Annotated in this window: 18 protein-coding genes; 7 read left to right on the top strand and 11 right to left on the bottom strand. The window is 73.1% G+C overall.

The window, feature by feature from the left end:
* The first annotated feature begins 302 nt into the window (after nucleotides 1–302).
* Nucleotides 303–950, top strand: coding sequence for a TetR/AcrR family transcriptional regulator (locus F603_RS0129940; protein ID WP_037957414.1), 648 nt, complete (start codon nucleotides 303–305; stop codon nucleotides 948–950).
* 325 nt (nucleotides 951–1275) lie between these two features.
* On the opposite strand, the gene F603_RS0129935 is transcribed toward F603_RS0129940, so the two are convergent.
* Nucleotides 1276–1800 (bottom strand): GNAT family N-acetyltransferase, encoded by a 525-nt coding sequence (locus tag F603_RS0129935; protein WP_019549611.1) that lies wholly within the window; start codon nucleotides 1798–1800, stop codon nucleotides 1276–1278.
* Between the two features lie 130 nt (nucleotides 1801–1930).
* Here F603_RS0129935 and F603_RS0129930 point away from each other — a divergent pair, with 130 nt between their 5' ends.
* A complete protein-coding gene (locus tag F603_RS0129930; RefSeq protein ID WP_019549610.1) occupies nucleotides 1931–3067 on the top strand; it encodes a flavin-containing monooxygenase in 1137 nt (378 codons plus the stop codon).
* Between the two features lie 10 nt (nucleotides 3068–3077).
* On the opposite strand, the gene F603_RS0129925 is transcribed toward F603_RS0129930, so the two are convergent.
* A complete protein-coding gene (locus tag F603_RS0129925) occupies nucleotides 3078–4475 on the bottom strand; it encodes an MFS transporter (protein WP_019549609.1) in 1398 nt (465 codons plus the stop codon).
* 70 nt (nucleotides 4476–4545) lie between these two features.
* Between F603_RS0129925 and F603_RS0129920 the strand changes: the two genes are divergently transcribed.
* Nucleotides 4546–5625 (top strand): GlxA family transcriptional regulator, encoded by a 1080-nt coding sequence (locus tag F603_RS0129920; protein ID WP_019549608.1) that lies wholly within the window; start codon nucleotides 4546–4548, stop codon nucleotides 5623–5625.
* Nucleotides 5626–6027: 402 nt separating this feature from the next.
* On the opposite strand, the gene F603_RS0129915 is transcribed toward F603_RS0129920, so the two are convergent.
* Nucleotides 6028–6501: an ATP-binding protein gene (locus tag F603_RS0129915; RefSeq protein ID WP_019549607.1), complete on the bottom strand. Its 474-nt coding sequence runs from the start codon at nucleotides 6499–6501 to the stop codon at nucleotides 6028–6030.
* A 556-nt stretch (nucleotides 6502–7057) separates the two neighbouring features.
* Nucleotides 7058–7423 (bottom strand): STAS domain-containing protein, encoded by a 366-nt coding sequence (locus tag F603_RS0129910; protein WP_016906566.1) that lies wholly within the window; start codon nucleotides 7421–7423, stop codon nucleotides 7058–7060.
* 482 nt (nucleotides 7424–7905) lie between these two features.
* Between F603_RS0129910 and F603_RS0129905 the strand changes: the two genes are divergently transcribed.
* Together F603_RS0129905 and F603_RS0129900 are read left to right on the top strand one after the other, a co-directional pair.
* Nucleotides 7906–8508, top strand: a complete 603-nt coding sequence (locus tag F603_RS0129905; RefSeq protein ID WP_019549606.1) for a sigma-70 family RNA polymerase sigma factor — start codon at nucleotides 7906–7908, stop codon at nucleotides 8506–8508.
* Complete coding sequence (locus F603_RS0129900; RefSeq protein ID WP_019549605.1) at nucleotides 8505–9701, top strand: zf-HC2 domain-containing protein; 1197 nt, start codon at nucleotides 8505–8507, stop codon at nucleotides 9699–9701. The genes F603_RS0129905 and F603_RS0129900 overlap by 4 nt, the downstream gene beginning before the upstream one ends.
* Before the next feature lie 4 nt (nucleotides 9702–9705).
* Here F603_RS0129900 and purU read toward each other — a convergent pair whose 3' ends face one another.
* The 4 genes from purU to F603_RS0129880 all read right to left on the bottom strand — a co-directional run bounded on the left by purU (nucleotide 9706) and on the right by F603_RS0129880 (nucleotide 14736).
* The gene (gene purU, locus F603_RS0129895) at nucleotides 9706–10635 is read right to left on the bottom strand and encodes a formyltetrahydrofolate deformylase (RefSeq protein ID WP_019549604.1); all 930 of its coding nucleotides are present in this window, start codon (nucleotides 10633–10635) and stop codon (nucleotides 9706–9708) included.
* Between the two features lie 65 nt (nucleotides 10636–10700).
* Nucleotides 10701–11147 (bottom strand): SCO4402 family protein, encoded by a 447-nt coding sequence (locus tag F603_RS0129890; RefSeq protein WP_425427031.1) that lies wholly within the window; start codon nucleotides 11145–11147, stop codon nucleotides 10701–10703.
* A gap of 141 nt (nucleotides 11148–11288) precedes the next feature.
* The gene (locus tag F603_RS0129885; RefSeq protein WP_019549602.1) at nucleotides 11289–13154 is read right to left on the bottom strand and encodes a hypothetical protein; all 1866 of its coding nucleotides are present in this window, start codon (nucleotides 13152–13154) and stop codon (nucleotides 11289–11291) included.
* A gap of 190 nt (nucleotides 13155–13344) precedes the next feature.
* Nucleotides 13345–14736 carry an NsdA family TPR-like regulatory protein gene (locus F603_RS0129880; RefSeq protein ID WP_019549601.1) on the bottom strand — a complete coding sequence of 464 codons (1392 nt, stop codon included), beginning with the start codon at nucleotides 14734–14736 and terminating at the stop codon, nucleotides 13345–13347.
* A 408-nt stretch (nucleotides 14737–15144) separates the two neighbouring features.
* Here F603_RS0129880 and F603_RS0129875 point away from each other — a divergent pair, with 408 nt between their 5' ends.
* Complete coding sequence (locus F603_RS0129875) at nucleotides 15145–15801, top strand: bifunctional DNA primase/polymerase (protein WP_019549600.1); 657 nt, start codon at nucleotides 15145–15147, stop codon at nucleotides 15799–15801.
* Between the two features lie 291 nt (nucleotides 15802–16092).
* On the opposite strand, the gene F603_RS0129870 is transcribed toward F603_RS0129875, so the two are convergent.
* Together F603_RS0129870 and F603_RS0129865 are read right to left on the bottom strand one after the other, a co-directional pair.
* Nucleotides 16093–16998, bottom strand: a complete 906-nt coding sequence (locus F603_RS0129870; RefSeq protein ID WP_019549598.1) for an alpha/beta fold hydrolase — start codon at nucleotides 16996–16998, stop codon at nucleotides 16093–16095.
* Nucleotides 16999–17474: 476 nt separating this feature from the next.
* Nucleotides 17475–18173 carry an iron-dependent transcriptional repressor DtxR gene (locus F603_RS0129865; RefSeq protein ID WP_019549597.1) on the bottom strand — a complete coding sequence of 233 codons (699 nt, stop codon included), beginning with the start codon at nucleotides 18171–18173 and terminating at the stop codon, nucleotides 17475–17477.
* 269 nt (nucleotides 18174–18442) lie between these two features.
* On the opposite strand from F603_RS0129865, the gene F603_RS0129860 reads away from it, so the two are divergent.
* Nucleotides 18443–19195, top strand: a complete 753-nt coding sequence (locus F603_RS0129860; protein ID WP_019549596.1) for an SIS domain-containing protein — start codon at nucleotides 18443–18445, stop codon at nucleotides 19193–19195.
* Nucleotides 19196–19198: 3 nt separating this feature from the next.
* Here F603_RS0129860 and F603_RS0129855 read toward each other — a convergent pair whose 3' ends face one another.
* Nucleotides 19199–20656 carry a PAS domain-containing protein gene (locus tag F603_RS0129855; RefSeq protein ID WP_019549595.1) on the bottom strand — a complete coding sequence of 486 codons (1458 nt, stop codon included), beginning with the start codon at nucleotides 20654–20656 and terminating at the stop codon, nucleotides 19199–19201.
* Between the last annotated feature and the right edge of the window lie 342 nt (nucleotides 20657–20998).

Genomic DNA, 20998 nt, shown 5'->3' with positions numbered 1-20998 from the left:
GGGGCTCGGGGCTCGGGGCTCGGGGCTCGGCCCAGAAACCCCACCCCACTCACCCCACCCCGAATTGCACGCACCCAATCCCCCAATACAATCCGCCCCGCATTAACCAGAACCCCACCCCCACTCACCAACCCACTCCCACCGCATCACCCCAACCCCTGCGCCAAGTTGCACGATTAACCGCAACCTGCAACAGCCGACCACACCCCCTTCGGGCCACGTGCACGATTCCTCTACCGGCACCGCACCCCATTTGCCCGCCACCGAATCGCGTCCGGATCACCCGTCGGTAAGCTGACGGCATGACAGGACAAGTTCGAACCGTCGACGGCCGCGTGGCAGGGCGCCGCGGCCAAGAGACGCGGCAGAAGCTGCTGGACTGCCTGCGCGAGATGCTCGGAAGCTCTCCCTATCGCGACGTCAAGGTCATCGACGTCGCACGGAAAGCAGGCACGTCTCCGGCCACGTTCTATCAGTACTTCCCCGACGTCGAGGGTGCGGTACTGGAAATCGCGGACTCGCTCGCCAAGGAGAGCGGCTCCCTCAAGGAGTTGGTGCAGGGAAAGTCCTGGGCCGGAAAGGCGGGGCGCGCGACGGCGGAAGGGCTGGTCGACGGCTTCCTCACGTTCTGGCGCAGGAACGAGGCGATCCTCAGAGTCGTCGACCTCGGTGCGGCTGAAGGGGACAAGCGGTTCTACCGCATCCGCATGCGGATCTTGAACTCGGTGAACAACTCGCTCACCGAGTCCATCAAGGAGCTCCAGTCCAAGGGCCGCGTCGGCAAGGAGGTCAATCCCGCCGCCATGGCCGGCGCGCTCGTCGTGATGCTCGCCGGTGTCGCTGGCCACCAGAAGGGTTTCCAGCCCTGGGGAGTCAAGCAGGCCCAACTCAAGCCGACACTCACCCAGTTGGTGCATCTGGGCGTGACGGGCAGAAAGCCCGCGGCCTGACCCACTCCGCTCACCGGTGACGCACGGCCCGTCACGGGAAAGCGAGTCGAAGAACGAGGCGCGGCAACCGGCCCGGCATCGCCGCGACTTCGCCCCTTTGCTCGGGCAGGCTCAGGAAGCCACCACAAGCGAGCACACCGCCGAGGAAACGACGCCGCCCGGACGTCAACCCCTCCGACGGGCACAACGCGTTGCGCACACCGCAACGCCGAATGCCCGGAAAACCGTCCGCCCAATCAGCAGCAACCGCCGCACGAAGAACGGGCCGCAATACCCTGCCCGGACACCGATCCCCGACCGAGTAAAAACCCCGCCCCTGCTCCGTCTAGAACTTCTGGTACATCACGTGCAGCCCGGTGTATCCGAGTTCGGGATGGTGGAAAGCCTCGGGAAGCGTCGCCATGATCTCGAATCCCAGTGACTTCCAGAGCGCGACGGCCCGAGTGTTGCTCTCCACAACGGCGTTGAACTGCATCGCGCGGTAGCCCGCCCCCCGCGCCCACGCGAGGACGTGCTCCCCCAGAGCGCGCCCCACGCCCCGGCCGCTCCCCTCGGGGGCGACCATGAAGCTCGCGGTGGCCACGTGCGAGCCGCCGCCCATGTGATTGGCGTGCATCTTCGCCGACCCGATCACCACACCTTCGGAGTCCTCCGCGACGACGGTCCGCCCCGGCGGCGGCACCATCCACAGCTCGCGCCCCTGCTCCTCGCCGACGTCGCGGGGGTAGGTGTACGTCTCGCCCGCCCGCACAATGGTGCGGAAGAACGGCCAGATGGCTGCCCAGTCGGCGGGCTCGGTCTCACGTATCAGCACGCCGCCCAGGATGCCGCTCGGACCGCGCACCGCCAAACCGTTTCCCTGCGCCGCGACCCGCGAGCGCCCCGGCAGCCGACACACCCCCCGCACCCCCGCGCGCCTGCGAGCGCGGCCCGCCGACCGCCCGCAGGTGAAGCCCGCCCCGCCGCCTAAAATCCCCGGCATGCTCATGTCCGACGCCGGAACCCCCGTCCACGTCATCGGTGCAGGCCCTGCCGGACTCGCCACGGCAGCGGCCCTCACCGCCCGCGGGCTCGCAGCCGTCGTACTGGAGCGCGGCGAATCGGTCGGCGCCGCCTGGCGTGCGCACTACGAGGGGCTGCGCCTCCAGTCCCCGCGGGCGTACGCCGAGCTTCCGGGGCTGCCCCCGCAGCGGACCAGCGGCGGCCGCCTCACCCGCGACGACTTCGTCGCCTACCTGGAGCGGTACGCGGCGCACCACCGCGTCGAGATCGCCACGGGCGTCGAGGTCTCCAAAATCACCCGGACCGGGGAACAGTGGCGACTGGACGCCAACGGTGGCCGACGCCTCACCACGCCCGCGGTCGTGGTCGCGACAGGACTCAACCACACGCCGTACACGCCGAGTTGGCCCGGCCGCGACCGTTTCGAGGGCGAACTCCTCCACTCGGCCGACTACCGGACTTCGGCCCCGTACAAGAACCGTGACGTCCTCGTGGTGGGGTGCGGCAGCAGCGGCACCGGGATCGCCGCCGACCTGGCCAGGGGCGGAGCCTCGCGCGTCCGCCTCGCCGTGCGCACTCCCCGCCATGTCGTCAGACGTTCGTCGCTGGGATGGCCGGCCCAGCGCAGCGCGATCCTCGCACGCCGCCTGCCGACGGGGCTCGGGGACCGCCTCTCCGGGCGCCTCACCCGCGTGGAGAACCTGGGCAAGCACGGCTTCCCGCACCCGCGGCGCGGCATCTGCTCGGCCGCGGCGGCGGGCGCGCCCCCGGTCGTCGACGACGGCTTCTCCGGGCTGGTACGCGGAGGACGCATCGAACCCGTCGCGGGCGTCGACCGGTTCTCCGGCGCCGAAGTCCGGCTCGCCGACGGCTCGTCCGTGCGGCCCGACGCCGTCGTCGCGGCGACCGGGTACCGCAGCGCGCTCGGTCAACTCGTCGGCGACCTGGAGCAGTTGGACGGGTCCGGCCGACCCCTCGTGCACGGCCCGCGCACCCTCCCGCACTCGCCCGGGCTGCACTTCGCCGGCTTCACCCGCCCCGTCAGCGGCGCACTGCGCGAACTCGCCCACGAGGCACGCCGGATAGCCCAGGCGCTCGTCGAAGCCACCTCCTGAGCACGGCAGTTCACCCGCCGCGGTGCGCCCGCGCCGTTCCCCCGATCACGACGGACATCAGCGCGGCCACGGCGCAGAGCGCCCCGGAGACCGTCCACACCTGGTCGTAGGCGCCGCTGACGTCCCTGACCGCCCCCGCTGCCCAGGCGGCGGCCCCGGCGCCCGCCTGGTGCGCCGCGAGCACCCACCCGAAGACGACGGGCCCGCGCTCGCCGAAGTGCGCGCGGCACAGGGCCATCGTGGGCGGCACGGTCGCCACCCAGTCGAGGCCGTAGAAGACGACGAAGAAGAGCATCGGCGGGTGCAGCGTGTCCGAGAGGAGCAGCGGCAGGAAGAGGAGCGAGACGCCGCGGAGCGCGTAGTAGACGGCGAGGAGCAGCCTCGGGTCGAAGCGGTCGGTGAGCCAGCCGGAGGCGACGGTTCCGACGAGGTCGAAGACGCCGATGACGGCGAGCAGCGAGGCGGCAGCGGTGACCGGCATCCCGTGGTCGTGCGCGGCCGGCACGAAGTGGACGGCGACGAGGCCGTTGGTGGAGGCCCCGCAGATCGCGAACGTCCCCGCGAGGAGCCAGAAGACGCGCGTCCGCGCGGCGCCCGCGAGTGCGCGCAGCGCTCCGCTCGCCGCGCCCCCGGTCGGCCGCGGCGGCGTCCGGTACTCGGGCCCGGCACCGTACGGGATCGTCCCTGTGTCCTCCGGCCGGTCCCGCATCACCCAGATCACCAGCGGCACGACGAGCAGCGAGGCGGCGGAGACGGCGAGCGAGGCGACCCGCCACCCGGGCCCCTCGACGGCGAGCGCGACCAGCGGGAGGAACACCAGTTGCCCCGCGGCGCCGCCCGCCGTGAGCACCCCGCTGACGAGCCCGCGCCTGGCGACGAACCACCGCGAGGTGACGGTCGCGGCGAAGGCCAGCGCCATGGACCCCGTGCCCACGCCGACCAACAACCCCCAGAGCAGCAGGAGTTGCCACGAGTACGCCATGAAGACGGTGAGCCCGCTCCCGGCCGAGACCAGCAGCAGGGCCGCGGCGACGACGCGCCTGATCCCGTACTTGTCCATCAGCGCGGCCGCGAACGGCGAAGTGAGCCCGTAGAGCAGGACGTTGAGCGAGACGGCCGCGGAGATCGTCCCCCTCGACCATCCGAACTCCGCGTGCAGCGGCTCGATGAAGACCCCGGGCGTCGCCCTGAACCCCGCGGCACCGACGAGCGCGACGAAGGCGACGAACGCGACCCACCAGGCACGGTGAATACGCGGGCGGCGTCCGGCCTCGGGCGGCTCGGTCAGGCTCCGGGGCACCGGCCCCGAGGAGGGCGTCGAGTCGGCGGCGGGCCCGCCCTGGGCTGCGAGGCCGCCGCCGGCGGGCGGGGTGGGCTCTGGCGTCTGCGAGTCGAGAGTGCTGTCCACGTCGGCAGTCTCGCCCGCCGACTCTCCACGGACGACTGGCCCGTGGGCCATGGTGTGGGAGGATCGGGCCATGAGGCAGTCGGCCGCATCGTGTCCCGCAACGACGCCGGAAGAGGCCGCACCACCGGCCCCCACCCTGCGGAACACCCACCCCTTCCCCGAGCCGGGCCGCCACAAGGTCGCCGTCCTCGTGCGCCACGGCCTCCTCCCGATGGAACTCGGCATCCCGCACCGCTTGTTGGGCAACGCGAGAGACGCGGCGGGGCACTCTCTGTACACCGTGGCCACCTGCGCGGCGGAGCCGGGCCCCGTCCGCACGGACGCCGACTTCACCGTGGAGGTGACCCACGGCCCCGAGGCGCTCGACGAGGCCGACACGGTGATCGTTCCGGCCGCCCACGAGGACGACGGGACCGGGAGCGCGGGCCGCCTCAGTCCCCAACTCGCGGCGCTCTTCGCCCGGATACGTCCGGGCGCCCGCGTCGCGTCGATCTGCACGGGGGCGTTCGCGCTCGCAGCCGCCGGCCTCCTCGACGGCCGCAGGGCCACAACGCACTGGCAGGCGGCTCCCCGCCTCCAGCGCCTCTTCCCACGCATCCGCGTCGACCCCGACGTCCTCTACGTGGAAGACGGCGGCGTCCTCACCTCCGCGGGCGTCGCGTCGGGCGTCGACCTCTGCCTCCACCTGGTGCGCGAAGACTTCGGCGGTGCGGTCGCCAACGACGTCGCACGGCGCACGGTCGTGCCTCCCCATCGGGACGGCGGCCAGGCCCAGTTCGTCGAGGCGCCGATGCCTCCCGACGAGGACTCCTCCACCGGTGCGGCCCGGGAGTGGGCGCTGCGGCACCTCGATCGCCCCGTGTCGCTGCGGGAGTTGGCCGACCGGGAGTCGATGAGCGTCCGGACGTTCACACGGCGCTTCCGCGCGGAGGTGGGCACCAGCCCGCAACAGTGGATCACCGCCCAACGCCTGCTGCGAGCCAGGCAGTTGCTGGAGAGCACGGACGCGCCCGTCGAACGGGTGGCGGTACAGGCGGGGTTCGGGACACCGGACTCGCTGCGGCAGCACTTCCACACGTCGCTCGGCGTCTCGCCCAGCGCCTACCGCAGGACGTTCCGGGAGAGCACCCCGACGGAGCACGCACGCTGAAGGGCGGGGAGCGGCGGGCCGGTCGGTCGGGTGGCGGTGCACCGATGCGCACCCCGAGCACGGCACGGCGACCGCCACCCGGCTCCGGCGTTCAGACCCTGCCACCGCCGGAGGCACGGGAGCACCCATAGCGGTGGCTGACGCCGGACCGCGACCCGCACTCGTCGAGGAGTCCCTCACTCCTCGACGTCCCCTCGCGACGAATCGCTCCACCCAAGGGTGATCAGCCAGATACGAGACGTCAACACCTGGTCTGGACTATGCGAAGTTTGCCCGTTTTGCACGTGTGGTCATTGCCGGATACCGCACCGCACACCGGAAGTTGACGGCATCCTGCGCGATTCCATTTCAACTACCTCTGAAACAGGGCGTATCGGCCGCCGCGTTGGCCGACAGCGGGCACTACCGCACCAGCAGCCTCTCGAACCCCAGGTAGGTGGCACGGCCGCTCCCCTGGAGGCGTCCGCGGCCGCCCGCGTCGCACGACCCGGGCTCCACCTCGCACCAGACGCGCTTTCCGCCCTCCTCCTGCTCCCAGCCCCAGCGGTCCGCAAGCCCGGAGACGAGTTCGAGGCCGCGGCCCGACGTCTCGTCGCCGGCCGCCCGCCGCGTGCGCGGAGGGAGCCGGCTCGCGTCGGCCACCTCCAGGCGCACGGAGCGGCCGCGCGCCCCGCTCATCAACGAGAGCACCGCGTCGCGGCCGGTGTGCACCACCGCGTTGGTGACCAGCTCGGAGACGAGCAACACCAGCGTCTCGGCGAGCGGTTCGTCCGCCGCGACGCCCGCCCGCGCCAACCTGGCCCGAGCCCATCTGCGGGCCCGACCGACCTCGGCAGGGTCGGGCCCGATCTCCAGCTCTTCGTGAAGCACCTGCACCGCTCACACCATCCGAACGTGCGGGAGAGTCGTCCCGCGTCTTCTCGGCATCACGGACTGTGACCTCGATGCAAGACAGCATGGTTGAGGCATAGTTGCCGCAACAAGCGCTTCAGGCATATTCCGGCGCAAAGGATGAGCCGTGGTGCATACTGTGCGACCCTTGCGCCCACACGTCGAACATGCCCGACCGTACCGCTCGCCCCACGCCTGCCAACTCCCCGTGCCAGCCACAGACCTGCGCCGCTGCGAGCTGGAGCCGGAGGGTTCCGGACGGGGCCTGAGCGCACCGCGCGAGCCTACCCGAAGCACATCCCCGCCCAAGCGACCTGCCATGGGCGGAACTCGACGGATCGGCGCAGTTATCAGCAGAATGCGGACGTGCGGACGGGCACGTGCAAGGATGGCCCGCATGCCCCGCAGGCGGGCTCACCGACACGGAGTTGGTCACGGAACGTGAGTCAACTTCGCGCCGCAGCCGGGCTCCGCGCGTCAGGGACATCGCCAACCCGACGTGACGGACCGCGCGCGCTGCGCCGCCCGGTCGTGCCGCGTCTCAGGCGGAGAGCGGGCCCGCCGTGGCCTCGGAGTCGGTCGCCGCCTCCAAGTCCGGGAAGCACTCGAAGAGCCGCCGCACGCCGAGCGCGGCGAGGACGCGGTTGACGTGCGAGCCCTCCTCGGCCCCCTGCGCGGGGAGGATCAGGCGCAGCCGTCCGGCGCACGAGCGCATCAACCGGCGCGAGGCGATCAGCACGCCCACGCCGCTGGAGTCGCAAAAGAGCACCTCCGAGAGGTCGAGGACAAGCAGCCGTCTCCCTTCGGCGACCGCGTCGTGCACATGCTGACGGACGGCGGGCGAGGTGACCAGGTCGAGCTCGCCGCTCACCCGGAAGACCGTCCACTCCCCCCGCCGCTCCTCCATGACCTTCAACGACACGTCCCCGAATCCCCTTCACTCCTCGCGGTGCGGATACACGCGGCCGGCAGCCTGCGCTCCACCCTTCGGCTGCCCTCCCCCGCCGCGGCCACTCCCCTTCGAGAGTATGCGGTCGAGATGCGGACGCACCCGCCACTCACGGTCACGTTCCGGCAACCCTCGCCGTCCGCCCTCTCCGCGAAAGCAAGCGGAACGTGACCGACGCAATACCACCGGCGACCGGTCCAGGGGCGCACATTGCCGTAAAGGGGCGTACGTGAACAGCCCCCCGCACTACATTTGACGAGCACAGACCGGAGGTTCCCCTCCGCCGCCACCGCACGAAGGCGCCCCCGTACCGGGGACGCCAGGCTGCGACCCGGCGCCGGAGCCCGAAACCGACGGTGGACGGAACCACGACCGGCGCACGCGCCGGCACGAGAGACAGCGGAGACCGACGGAGCCCACCGCAGGGCTGGGGAGCCGGTATGGCGAACGACACACCGACGCGCTGGGACCGCAAGATGCAGCAGCGCCTGGTCCGCGGCGAGGCCGCCGCGCTGGGCGAGCTCTACGACCGCTTCGGCCCGCTGGTGCACTCCCTCGCCCACCGCGCACTCGGCGGCGCGGGCGACAGCTTCGGCGAGGACCCCGTCGACCGCGTCACCAAGGACGTCTTCGCACAGCTCTGGGAGCACCCGGAGGCGTACGACCCGCGGCGCGGACCGCTGCGCTCCTGGCTCGCGGACGCCACCCGGCAGGCCGCGGAACGCCGGCTCCGCAGCCGTCAGTTGGGCTCGCCGTCGCAGACGCCGCTGGAGGCCGAGCGCGCCGAGCAGAAAGTACGGGCCGCCTCGGCCGCGGCCCGCGCCGACTACATCGTCGGCTCCATGCCGGCGTCCCTGCGCGCCGCGCTGGAGCTCGCGTACTTCCAGCGTCAGGACTACCGGCAGGCCGCACGCCGGCTCGGCGTGACGGAGGACGAGGCCAGGCGCCGGCTGCGGCTCGGACTCCAACTCCTTTCCACCGCCGTCCCCGAAGGCCCCGTCGCCCCACCGCGGCGCGACGGGTTCCCGGGACAGCGCCGATGAGCGGCCGCGAGTCGGCGCCCCCGCACTCCGGCGCCGAGTGGGAGGACCACCGCGTACTCAAGTCCCTCCTCGGCGCCTGGGCGCTCGCTGCCTGCTCCGCCGAGGAGAGCGCCGCCGTCGAGGCCCACCTCCTGCGGTGCGCGCCGTGCGCGGACGAGGCGCACCGGCTGCGCGAGGCTGTCGGCCTGCTCCATCCCGAGGACAACCTCGACCTCGACCCGACGCTCCGCTCCCGGGTGCTGGAGTCCTGCCTGAACCGCAGGGCGCCGCGCGTCCCCGTCCCGGAGTGGGCGACGCCGTACGACGCGGAGACCTCCCGACTCGACGCGCTGCTCCGGGACATGGCGGAGGACGAGTGGCGCGCACCGGTCCGGCTGCGCTGGTTCGACGCGCGCGGCAGCGGGCGGGGCCGGGTCGAGGAGCGCGAGACCTCCGTGGCGCGGGTGATCGGGCACCTCCTCGCCGTCGACGGAATCGTCGCCGCCGCGCTCGGCCTGCCAGACCCGCTCGGTCTTTCCGACCCGCTCGACCCTCCCGCGGACGCCGGCGGCCCCGTCGCACGCACCGAGGCGTACTGGCGCACTCTCGCGCGCGAACCCGGACCGCGGGAGGTGCGGGACCTGTGGCGCGAGCAGGCGCGCGCAGCGGTGCGCACGGCGTCCTTCGCCGCCGCCGAGGGGCCGGACGAGGCCGCGGAGACGGCCGAACGCCCCGTCTCCTACGGCGGGTTCACGCTGCCGCTCCGGGACGCCTTCCTCGACCGGGCCTTCGAGTGCTGGACGCACGCAGCCGACATCGCCGAGGCCGTCGCGTACCCGTACGACCCGCCGTCCTCCGCGCACCTCGCCCGCCTCGTCGACCTGGCGGCGCGGCAGCTCCCCGCCACGATCGCGGTGCGCCGGCGCGAGGGCCTCGCCGCACCACCGCGGCTCGCGCCGGCGGATGCACCGGGGCGCACCCTCCACCTGGAGGTCGAGGGGAGCGGCGGAGGGGACTGGTACATCCCGCTCGACTCGCCGCAGGCGGCCGTCTCCCACCACGAGCACGTCGCCCATGTCGCCCTCGACGGGTTGGAGTTCTGCCAGCTCGCCGCCGGCCACGTACAGCCGGAGGACGCGGCAGCCGGTCAGGACGGCGACCGCGAGGCGATCAGGGACGTCCTCTTCGCCGCGGCCTCGCTCTCCCGGCTGTGACGCCTCAGGAGAAGACGACGGTGCGGTGCCCGTTGAGGAGCACCCGGTGCTCGCTGTGCCACTTCACCGCGCGGGCGAGTGCCTGGCACTCCACATCGCGGCCGACGGCGACGAGCTGCTCGGGCGTGAGGTTGTGCCGCACCCGCCTGACCTCCTGCTCGATGATGGGGCCCTCGTCGAGCTCCGCCGTGACGTAGTGCGCGGTGGCGCCGATCAGCTTCACGCCGCGGGCGTGCGCCTGGTGGTACGGCTTCGCGCCCTTGAAGGACGGCAGGAAGGAGTGGTGGATGTTGATGAGCCGGCCCGATAGCTGCTTGCACAGGTCGTCGGAGAGGACCTGCATGTACCGCGCGAGCACGACGAGTTCGACGCCCTCCGCCTCGGCCAGCTCCAGCAGCTTGCCCTCGGCCTCCGCCTTGGTCTCCTTCGTCACCGGGATGTGGTGGAAGGGCACACCGAAGGAGTCGACGAGCTCGGCGAAGTCGGTGTGGTTGGAGACGACGCCCGCGACCTCCACGGGCAGCGCCCCCGTCCGCGCACGGAAGAGAAGGTCGTTGAGGCAGTGGCCGAACCTGCTCACCATCAGCAGGACGCGCATCCGCTGCCCCTCCGGATGGATCTGCCACTCCATCCGGAAGGAGTCGCCGACGGCGGCGAAGCTCGCCCTCAGCTTCTCCAGGGTGACGTCGGGGTCGGCGCTGAACTGCACCCGCATGAAGAAGAGCCCGGTGTCCCCGTCCCCGAACTGCTGGCTGTCCTCGATGTTGCAGCCGGTCATGAAGAGGTAGCTGGAGACGGCGTGGACGATGCCGCGGGTGTCGGGGCAGGAGAGCGTCAGCACGAACTGCCCGCCGTCCGCGGCGCCACCGGGCCCGCTGCCGCCTGCGGCGATGGGCTGCTGGTTCTCCGGGGCTGCGGGCTGCGACTGGCTCATGCCCCAAGCCTGGCACACCACAGGGGCCGCTCGTGTCGCACGCGCCCCGCGCACGCGGGGCAGGCTCAGACGGCGCGGAGCATGATCGCCAATACGTCGAGCGAGTGCGGCTGCTCGTCCGGCTCGTCGCCGTCGTTGGTGGCGAGCATCACGTGCGCCTCGCGGGCGGCGCGCACCGCCTCGGGCCACGCGGGGTGCTCCAGGTACGCACCGGCGGGCGCGTCGGCCCCGACCTGATGGAGGATGCGCAGCACGCGCAGGACCGCCGTGTCGACGAGGGCCGCCTCCTGCGCGTCACGGAAGATCGTGCCGACGTACCTCTCCGCCGACCAGTTGTCGAGCCAGGTGTCCTCGACGAGGCGGTAGACGGCGTCTGTGACGTCGCCGTACCCGGCGACCCCTGCCGCCCAGCACTCCCGCTGGAACGCCGGGTCGGAGAGCATGTGCAGCGCGGAGCGGACGTTGGTGCGCCAGCGCCACCAGGGCATGTCGTTGACGGGCATGCCGCCCATGGTGCTCGAACCACGGCCGTGGCGGGAAGACTTCGCGGAAGCTCGCTGCACCTGCTGCATGGCCACCGACCCTACGTTCCACATCCGGAGCCCGGGCATCCGGGCTCTCCGCGCGCGTCCCGCCGAGGCGGGCGCCCCGGGTCACAACTGGCTGAACTCCCGCTTGTCGAGCCCGTACTTCTCGGCGGTCGGGTTCCAGAGCGACGCCGCCTCCTTCTTGGCGTTGGTCGCCGCGCCGCTCGCGCGGTTGCCGGCCCCCGCGCTGTGCGTCTGCTTGGCGTTGCCTCCCGGGCAGCCGCCCTTCCCCGCGGTCTGGTCGGCCCAGGACGCGTAGTGGCGGTCGGCCGCCTCCGAGGAGCGCCAGGCCCGGGTGAGGGCGGCCCTGAGCCGCTCGGCCTCCGGGAGCTTGTCCGTCTTCAGCTTCTCCAGCCTGGTGACGAGGCTCTTGCGCTGCTGCGCCGCCGCCCGCAGGTCCGAGGCGGCCTTCGGCAGCTTGGAGCAGTTCTTGATCGCGTCGACGGAACGGATCACCGCGTTGCGGCTGTTGTTGCTGTCGGAGAGGAGGCGGTCGAGCGACTTCGCCTGCTGCTCGACCGGATCGGGCGCCTTCGACGACGCCTCGTTCCCCGCCGGCTCCGTGGGGGCCGGCGCGGCCTTCGACCCGTCGTCGTCGCCGTCCCCGCCACCGCCGATGAGCGCCCCGGCCACGAGTCCGACGAGCACGACGCCCGCGACGCCGACGCCCACGAGGACCCCGGGGTTGGCGCCCTTCCCGCGCTCGGCGTTCCGCCGCGCCGCGCGGCCCTGCGGCTCGTACTCGTCGAACGGCTCGGCGCCGAAGCCCCGTTGCTGGCCCGCGGACGCCTGGTCGAAGAGCGGAAGGCTCTGGGTGGCCGCGGCCGGCTCCTCGGGGGGCTTCGCTCCCCCGGCCGGCTCTGCGCGGAAGAGGCTGTCGAACTCGGCGAGCGGACGTCGCACTTCCTCCTCGCCGCCGGAGGGCGCGGAGGCGTACGAGGGGGGCGTGGCGCGGAGGCGCTGCGTCTCGTTGTCCTGCGGGGCGTCGGTGACAGGGGGGATGTACTGCGTGGCCTGTGCGTCGGGGCCTGCGGGCTGGGGTGCCGCGCTCTGCTGCGGGATGAACTGGGTGCCGTCCTCCGAGCCGCCGTACTGGGCGTCCTCGGGCGACACGATCATCGGCGGGAGGAGCTGCGTCGACTCCGCCTCCGAGCCGCCCTGCGGCGGCTGCGGGTGCGCCGCCTGCGGGAAGGCGCCGGGCCATTGGTGCGCGGTGTCCTGCGGCGAGTGGGAGGCGTAGCCGCCGCTCGGGCCGGACGGCTCGGGCGGGGGCGGCGCGCCTTGCGGCGGGGGCGGCGCGCCCTCGGGAGGAAGCGGCGGGACGGGCGGCATCGGCGGGGTGCCGGCAGGCGGCATGGGGCCGGAGTGGTGCGGGAACGGCGGGAGTTGACCGCCGCCCTGCTCGGGAAGCGGCTCGGGCTGCATGCCCGGCAGGCCGGACGGCGGCTGTCCCGGCTGGGGCAGCGGGCCGGGGTGCCGGCCCGTCGAAGGAGGCTCGGCGTCGAGCGGCGGCAGCGCGTGTCTCCCGTCCTCCGTCTCCCGCGGTACGGGTAGGCCGGGCTCCGACTGCCGGCCTGCACCGCCCGGAGGCTGGGGGCGGTGCGGTTGCTCGTACGCCTGCTGCCCGCCGTACGACGCGTGCCCGTACTGTCCCTGCGGCAGGGCCTGTTGAGAGTGGTGCGGCTCCGGGCCCACCTCCCGGTGCCCGCGCTGCGGCGGCGCGGGCGGGGGTGCCGGAGCGTTCACGACAGCCTCGGACTCCGGGCCCCACGGCGCGCCCCACGCGTGTCCGGACGTCGCCGCCTCGCGCTCGTGCTGCTGCTGCGGGGTCCACGGCTCACCGTTCGCGGGCAGCACGACACCCTCGTAAGGGGCCGCGGGCTGCGCGTCGTCGTCGGCGCTGCCCCCACCGCGTCCGTTGTGCGTCGTCACCGTGGCTCCTCGTAGGCGTGGCTGTGCTGAAACCGTCGGCTCACGCTACCGGGTTCGCCCGAGGCCGGACCACGCCCCCGAGGGGAGACGGTCGGAGGGGCGGCGTGCAGTGAACCGCATACCAGCCCCTCTGCGTCCGGGGCGCGACGCGCGTCACACCGCACCGCGCGCCCCGGCGCCTCCGCAGAGTTCAGGCAGCCGCTCCCACCTCGCACCGCGCCGCGAACTCGCGCACCACCGGCTCCTCCGCGTACGGCTCCAGGCGGCGCCTGAAGTCCTCCAGATACTCGACGCCGCGCTCCGAGCGGAGCTGCCCGAGGAGTTCGGAGGCGCGCGTGCCCGTGTGGCAGGCGCGCTCGATCTCGCGCTGCTGTGCCTGCGCACCGGCGAGAAGGAGCAGCCCGATCGCGCGCCGGCGCGCGCGGTCCTCCGAGTGCGCGGCGAGCGCCTCCTCCGCGCACCCGGCGGCTTCGCGCGGGCGGCCCAAATCGCGGTGGCAGTGGGCGAGTTCGTCGGCGAGGTAGCCGCGGTCGAAGTGGGCGATCCACGAGGGGTCGTCGCCCGAGTCGGGGGCACCCTCGGCACGTTCGAGCGCGTCGACGGCGCGTGTGATCGCCGTTTCGCAGGCGCGCGCCTCACCGAGCAGCGCGTGCCCCCGCGCCTCAGCGGCGTGGAAGAGGGACTCCGCGCGGGGCGTGACGCGCCCGCGCGCCCCCTCCTGTGCCGCGCGGGCGAGTTGGGAGATCTCCCGCGGGTTGCCGAGCGAGGCCGCGAGGTGGCTCATCCCCGCCGCGAGCACGTATCCGCCGTACCCGCGGTCCCCCGCCGCCTGCGCCAGACGCAGCGACTGGATGTAGTACCGCTGCGCCAGGCCGTGTTGTCCCGTGTCGACGGCCATGTACCCGGCGAGTTCCGTGAGTCGGGAAGCGGCGCCGAAGAGCGCGCGCCCCACCTGCTCCTTGTACGAGCCGGCGAGGAGCCCGGAGACGACGCTGTTGAGGTAGTGGACGACGACCGGACGGATGTGGCCGCTGCCGTAGCGGTGGTCGAGCCGGGAGAGCGCCTCCGTCATCCCCCGCACGGCCTCGACATCGCTCATCCCGACCCGCGCGCCCGAGCTCCTCGCCACCTGGGCGTCGGGCGAGGTGATCAGCCAGTCCCTGCTCGGCTCGACGAGCGCGGAGGAGGCGACCGTCGCACCCGCGAGGAAGTCGCGGCGTCCGACGTCGCTCCGCCACAGCTCGCAGACCTGCTCGACGGCACCGAGCACGGTGGGCGCGAACTGGAGCCCCACGCCCGAGGCGAGGTGCTTGCCGTTGGCCATGCCGATCTCGTCGAGCGTCACGCTGCGGCCCAGCTTGCGGCCGAGCGCCTCGGCGATGATCCCCGGGGCGCGTCCCCGTGGCTGCTGGCCGCGCAGCCAGCGGGCGACCGAGGTCTTGTCGTAGCGCAGGTCGAGACCGTGCTCGGCACCGCACATGTTGACCCTGCGGGCCAGGCCCGCGTTGGAGCAGGCGGCTTCCTGGATGAGTGCCTGCAGCCGTTCGTTCGGCTGCCTCGCGACGAGCGGCCTTGCGGCCATGGTGTCTCCCCCTCGGGACGAAGGCTGTGCTTGATGCCTGATCACTCTGCCCAGCGCAATTGCGCGTAACTCCCATCAGGTGGCAACAACGGCGAATTCGCCGAAACCCTCCCCTTGCCACCGGAGAGGACGATTTCGTTCAACGCCTTCCAAGGCTTCCGCACGAGCAGTAACTACCCACTCACGATGAGCGATCCGCATGCGCGCCCCCATCGATGCACCGGTGCGCCCTCCGCCGGCACGGGGCGCACACCGGGCGCACACTTCGCATGCACTCGACCACGGTGCGTGTCGGAAGCGGGTGGCGGCGCCCCACTGCGTCACCGCGTCCAACTGCCGTACAGCGTGGGAACGTTGCTCTCCCGTGCAGTCCCGTAACCCTTGTGCGCAAGGCGAGTTGAGAGCTGTGTGACGAAGCTGGACGAGACCACGGAAGCGGCGGCAACCCCCGTCGAGCACGCACTCCGGTACGTGACCGAGCAACACTGGGACGTCTCCCCCGGCACCTGGCTGGAGCCGACCGGGGGCGCACTGCGGTGCAGTTGCGGCAGCACGGCCTGCGCCACGCCCGGCGCACACCCCGCACGCCCGCGCTGGGCGGAAGAGGCCACCGGCAGCCCGCGCACCGCCCGCGCCCTGTGGAGCGAGCACCCGCGCGCGAGCGTCCTCCTCCCCACCGGTCGCACCTTCGACGTCCTCGACGTCCCTGAGTCCGCCGGCTGCCTCGCGCTCGCCCGCATGGAACGCCTCGGCGCGACCCCGGGCCCCGTCGCCGCCACCCCTTCGGGACGGCTCCTCTTCTTCGCGCTCCCCGGCACGGCGAGGAAGGCACCGCCGCTCCTCCGCCGCACAGGCCGGACGGCCGACGCGCTCGACCTCACCACGCACGCCGAGGACGACTGGGTCCCCGCCCCGCCGACGAGAGTCGGCCACCGCGGCGCCGTCCAGTGGGTCCGCCGCCCCTCCACCGGCAACCGCCGGCTCCCCGACGCCGACGACCTGGTCGCTCCGCTCGCCTACGCCTGCGGCCACGGCGCGCCGTACATCGTGGGGGGCCTGGACTGAACCTTTACGCAGGGCACTTCACTTTGCGAACAGCCTGGGAGGGCCTGCTCACAGGCAGCCTGAACCGGCTCGCAGAAGCAGCCCGGCACGGCACACGAGGCGTGCAGCGCACGGCCTTCCCCGGCCCCGGACCGAACTAGTGCCCGCCGAGCGGCTGTAGCAGCGCTGGCGCCGCCGTCGCCCAGAACACGAGCCGCACGTCCGCCGCCCACCCGCACCAGTCGACCGTCGGCGGAGCAGCCCGGCACGGCGTGGCCCGCGGCGCGTGCCCGCGGACCACGCCGACGCTCCTCAGCCCCGGGCGGAGAGGGCCGCCTGCAGGAACGGCTCCACCACGCGACGCCACCCCTCGGGCTGGTCGTAGTCGATGAGGTGGCCCGCCTCCGGGACCTCGGCGTATATGCCGCGCGGAAGGACGCGCACCATCTCCTGCGCCTCGGCCCTGCCCAACTCGCCGTCGAGGCCCCGCACTACGAGGGTCGGGCACTGCACCTGCGCCAGCTCGTCCCAGTGCGCGTCGTAGACCCAGGTCTCGCGGGCGCGGAGCATCTGCTCCGCCGAGAAGACGGGGCGCCAGCCGTCCTCCGTCTCGCGCATGACCTCGGCGAAGTACTCGCCCCGTGCCGGCCGGGAGCGCTCCAGCGACGGGTCGTCCTCGCCGAACCAGCGGCGGACGTCGGCGAGCGTGGCGAACGGGACGGGCCAGGAGCGAAACCACTCCTCCCACTCGCGCTGCGACTGCTCACCACGGGCCGAGGCGCGCATGTCGGCGACGACCAGCGCCTGCACCAGGTCCGGCCGCTTGGCGGCGAGTTGCCACGCGGTGAGGGCGCCCATCGAGTGGCCGACGAGGGCCACGGGCGCGAGGTCGAGCTGCTCGATGGCGGCTTCGGCGTCCGCGACGAAGGCGTCCCTGCCGAAGGGACCGGCGGGCGGCTTCTCGCTCTGCCCGTGGCCGCGTTGGTCGAGAGCGACGGGGCGGTAGAGCGCGGAGAGCCAGCGGGCCGTCTCCGCCCAGTGCGCGCCGCGCCCCATCAGTCCGTGCAGCAACAGGACTCCGGGCGGTCCGGCGCCGGGGGCCTCCGACCTCGCCCCGACGTCCTGCGGCCCACCGGGCCCGCCCTTCGGTGGATCAGTGAACTCCCAGGCAGCCAGCCGGATTCCGTCCGAGCCGGCCACTTCGATCCTTCGCACCATGCGTCGTGCCACCCCCACTCCTCGCACCGCTCACAGAGCTTATCGAATCTCTATTCGAACAGAACCCATCCTGTGCAACTCCCCTCATAAGAGTGACAACGCTCATGGGTTGCCCCGCCGTGACCAGGGGAGAGACGTACCGAGAGGGGCCGACCCTGAGAGCTCGGGGCTCCGGGTCGCCCCCGGGGGATATGGGGAAGCGAGGGCTCCGGCCGCCCAAGGCACCGGGGCCCTCGCCACGTTGCGAGCCGCACACGCAGGCCGAGCATCCGCTCCCCTTCCGTCCCTGGCGGACGGGCCACCGCCCACGCGCCGTCGCGGTCTCTTCACTGGGTGCAACTCTGGTACTGCGCGGGCGAATTGGGAAGGTCACCGCGCGAGACGATCACCGCGCCCCGCCGCACGCCGCGGCGACCCGGGACCCACGCACCACGAAACGACCGCCCCGCGCACCACGGCGGGGACGCGGCGAGCGCTCAGCGCCTGGCGACGAAGACGTGCGCCGCCACGTCGAAGCCCAACTCGGCCTCCTCGCCACTGCTTCCGACCTGGACGCCGCCCCCGACGCCCGGTGTGACGCTCACCACGGCGCCCGGCTGCACCCCGGCCCTGCGCAGCGTGTACATCACCTGCGCGTCCATCTGGACCGGCTCCCCGATCCTGCGCACGACGACGGTCTTGCCTTCCCCGCCCGAGGAGGAGAGGTCGCTGAGGCTCACCAGGCCGTGGTCGAGGAACGGGTCGACGCCGCGCTCCTCGCCGAGCTCCTCCAGGCCGGGGATCGGGTTTCCGTAAGGCGACTCCGTGGGGTGGCGCAGCAGGTCGAGGACCCGGCGCTCGACCGCCTCGCTCATCACGTGCTCCCAGCGGCACGCCTCTGCGTGGACCTGCTCCCACTCCAGGCCGATGATGTCGACGAGCAGGCACTCGGCGAGGCGGTGCTTCCGCATGACGCGGGTTGCGAGCATGCGGCCCTCGTCGGTGAACTCCAGATGACGGTCGCCTGCGACGGTGACGAGGCCGTCGCGCTCCATGCGGGCCACGGTCTGGCTCACCGTGGGCCCGCTCTGGTCGAGGCGCTCCGCGATCCTGGCACGCATCGGGACCACGCCTTCCTCCTCCAGCTCCAGGATGGTGCGGAGGTACATCTCGGTGGTGTCGATGAGTCCGGACATGCGTAGCCCCTAGTCAGATCGTGCGGTGGCCCTGGCGTCAATTCTGACGCATCCCGCTGACAATCGGCCCCTCCAAGAGGACGCGGTATTGACAGGCGGGGTTGACCGCCCCAACGTGATCGCCGCAGCGGCGCGGGCGGGCGCGAGGAACCGAGCGGCCGGCGAGGGCGGCGGCCCGCCAGGTACGCCGTCGGACGCACGGCCCGCGCCCGGCCCCCGCGGCACCGCGGCCACCGGCCGCGCCCACCCGCCGACCGAGAGGCCACGCCATGAGCGAGCAGTCGCTTGCCGACGAGTTCTTCGACGCCGCCACCACCCTCCTCACCGAGGTGCGCACCACGCAGGCGGAGGCGATATCCGCAGCCGGCCGGCTCCTCGCCGACACCCTCGCCTCCTCGGGCCGCGCCTTCGCCTACGGCGCGGGGCACTCGGCGCTCCCCGCACAGGACGTCGTCTACCGGGCCGGCGGCCTCGCCGTGCTCAACCTGCTCCCCGTGCCCGGCGCCGTCGGCGTCGACGTCCAACCCGCGCACCTCGGCAGCGCCCTGGAACGCGTCGCGGGGCTCGCCGGTACGGTCCTGGAGGCGTCGCCTGCCCGCTCCGGGGACCTGCTGGTGATCGTCTCCCTCTCCGGCCGGAACATCCTCCCCGTCGAGATGGCGTCCCGCGCCCGGGAGCTCGGCCTCACCGTGGTCGGCGTCACCTCGCTCGCGTACGCGGAGGAGACGCAGCCGTCCAACGCCACCGGCACCTTCCTCAAGGACCACTGCGACGTCGTCCTCGACAACCGCATCCCCGTCGGAGACACCACCCTGCGGCACCAGGGCGTCGACGTGCCGTTCGCGCCGGCGTCGACGGTCGTCGCCAGCGCGCTGATGCAGGCGGTCGTCGCGACGGCGGTCGGGCTCCTCGCCGAGCGCGGCATCGAACCGCCGCTGCTGCGCTCCGGCAACGTCGACGGCGGACTCGCCGCCAACGAGCGGGTCTTCGCCGAGAACGCGCAGCGGATCTTCTACCGCTGAGGTCTATCCCGCCGATCGTCCCGACGCGACGGCGGAGGCGACGCGGAAGGCGACGTCCTCCGCGTACTCGGCGTCGGCGCGGTCGAAGGGGGTGCGACCGGCGCCGCGGAGGAAGCTCGCCACCCCGAGGGAGCGGCCGCCCGCGCGCAGGACGACGCAGAGCCCGTGCATCGTGCCCTCGGGCCAGCGGCGCTCGGCCGCCCAGTCGGCCCGCGGTTCGGGGCCCGGCAGGCTCGCGCGGACGGCACCGGTCCGGCGCAGCGCCTGGAGCGCCGGGTGCGCGTTGCCGTAGCCGACGGGGAGGCCGCCCTCCGCGCCCGCCGCGGCGTGCGCGCCCTCGCCCGCCGGCAGCGGCGGCGTGAGGACCGCGCGCAGGAGCGCCGGGGACGGCTCGTCCTCGGGGTGGTGGAGGAGCGGCGAACCCGGGGCGAGGAGGTCGAGGACGGCGTGGTCGGCGAAGCCGGCGAGCGCGAACTCCAGGTGTGTGGTGGCGGCTTCCATCGGGTCGACGCACTCGGCGGCGACACGGGCCGCGCGGTGCGTCTGCTTCTCGCGGAAGCGGAACCTGGCGTTCTCCTGGGCCTGCTGCTTCTCCTCCGTGACGTCGCGGAAGAACCAGGCGGCGCCGAGCGGGGACGGCTCCTCGGCCAACGGCGAGGAGAGGAGCAGGAATCCGCTCTGCCAGCACCGCTGCCGCGACCGCAGCGGCTCGTTCTGCTCCCGCTGCCGGGCGTCGCGCGGGTCGCGGAGGGTCACCCGGATCTCGCCGGGCGCGGGCGGCGGCCCCTCCGCGAGCACCAGCCGGAGCGCGCCCTCCAACTCCTCGACGCCCTGCTCCAGGACGTCGCCGAGCGGGCGGCCCAGCAGGGAGGCGGGCGAGGCGAGACCGAAGTCGGCCACGGCGCGGGCGTTGAGCGCGGTGGGGCGCAGGTCGGCGTCGACGAGGACGACGCCCCAGGGCGCCTCCTCCAACAGGGCCTCGCTCAGGGCGAGGGCGCGTTCGAGGTCGATCTGGGTGTGCACCTCGCTGAAGGCGCAGTAGACGCCCGTCGGGGTGCCGTCCTCACCGCAGACGCCGCAGCTCTGGATGCGTACGAGGACCCGGCCCCCGTCCTTGCGCAACAGCGCGTACTCGTGGACCTGGCGTCCCGGCGTACCCATCGCCGCCAGCAGGCGCTGCTCCACCTCGGGGGCGTCGGCCGCGCGGACCGCCCAGCCGGCGAGCCCCTTCCGGCCCACGGCCTCCTGCCGCGTCCAGCCGAGGATGTGCTCGGCCTCGCGGTTCCAGTGTGTGACCACGCCCTCGGCGTCGAACGCGCAGAGCGCGGCGTCCATGCCGTCGAGCAGAGCGGCGAGGAGCAGGCCGTCCTCACCGGACTCGGCGCCCTGCCATGTGTCGGCCTCGCCGCCCTCGCCCTCGCCCGGAGACGGGGCGTTGTGTGCTCTGGATCGAGCCGCCATCCGGCACCCCCAGCGATCTGGTTGGTCCGGGCCGCCCGGTCGGGGCGGCCGCGGTCGCCGTCCGCCGCCGCCGGGTGCGACGGTCGCGGACACGGATCATTCAACTCCAACGTGACGCACCACACAGTCGATTCCGGGAAATCGTTGCGTCTCCGAAATCACTTGCACCCGCATCAGGCGCCTGGCTACCGTGCACATACACGAGAAAGGAGGTGATCCGGCTGATGATCAGTACCCGGACGCGTGAGGTGGCTGCGGCCTAGGGCCGGCGCCACACTTCGCAGACCCCGGTCTCGGCTCTCCGTACGGGGAGTTCACTGACCGGAATGCGAGGGACGCCGG

Origin of the sequence: Streptomyces sulphureus DSM 40104 (assembly GCF_000381025.1) — a bacterium.
GTDB lineage: Bacteria > Actinomycetota > Actinomycetes > Streptomycetales > Streptomycetaceae > Streptomyces > Streptomyces sulphureus.
Note: the sequence above shows the minus strand (reverse complement) of the source record. Positions and strands in the feature narration are given on the sequence as shown.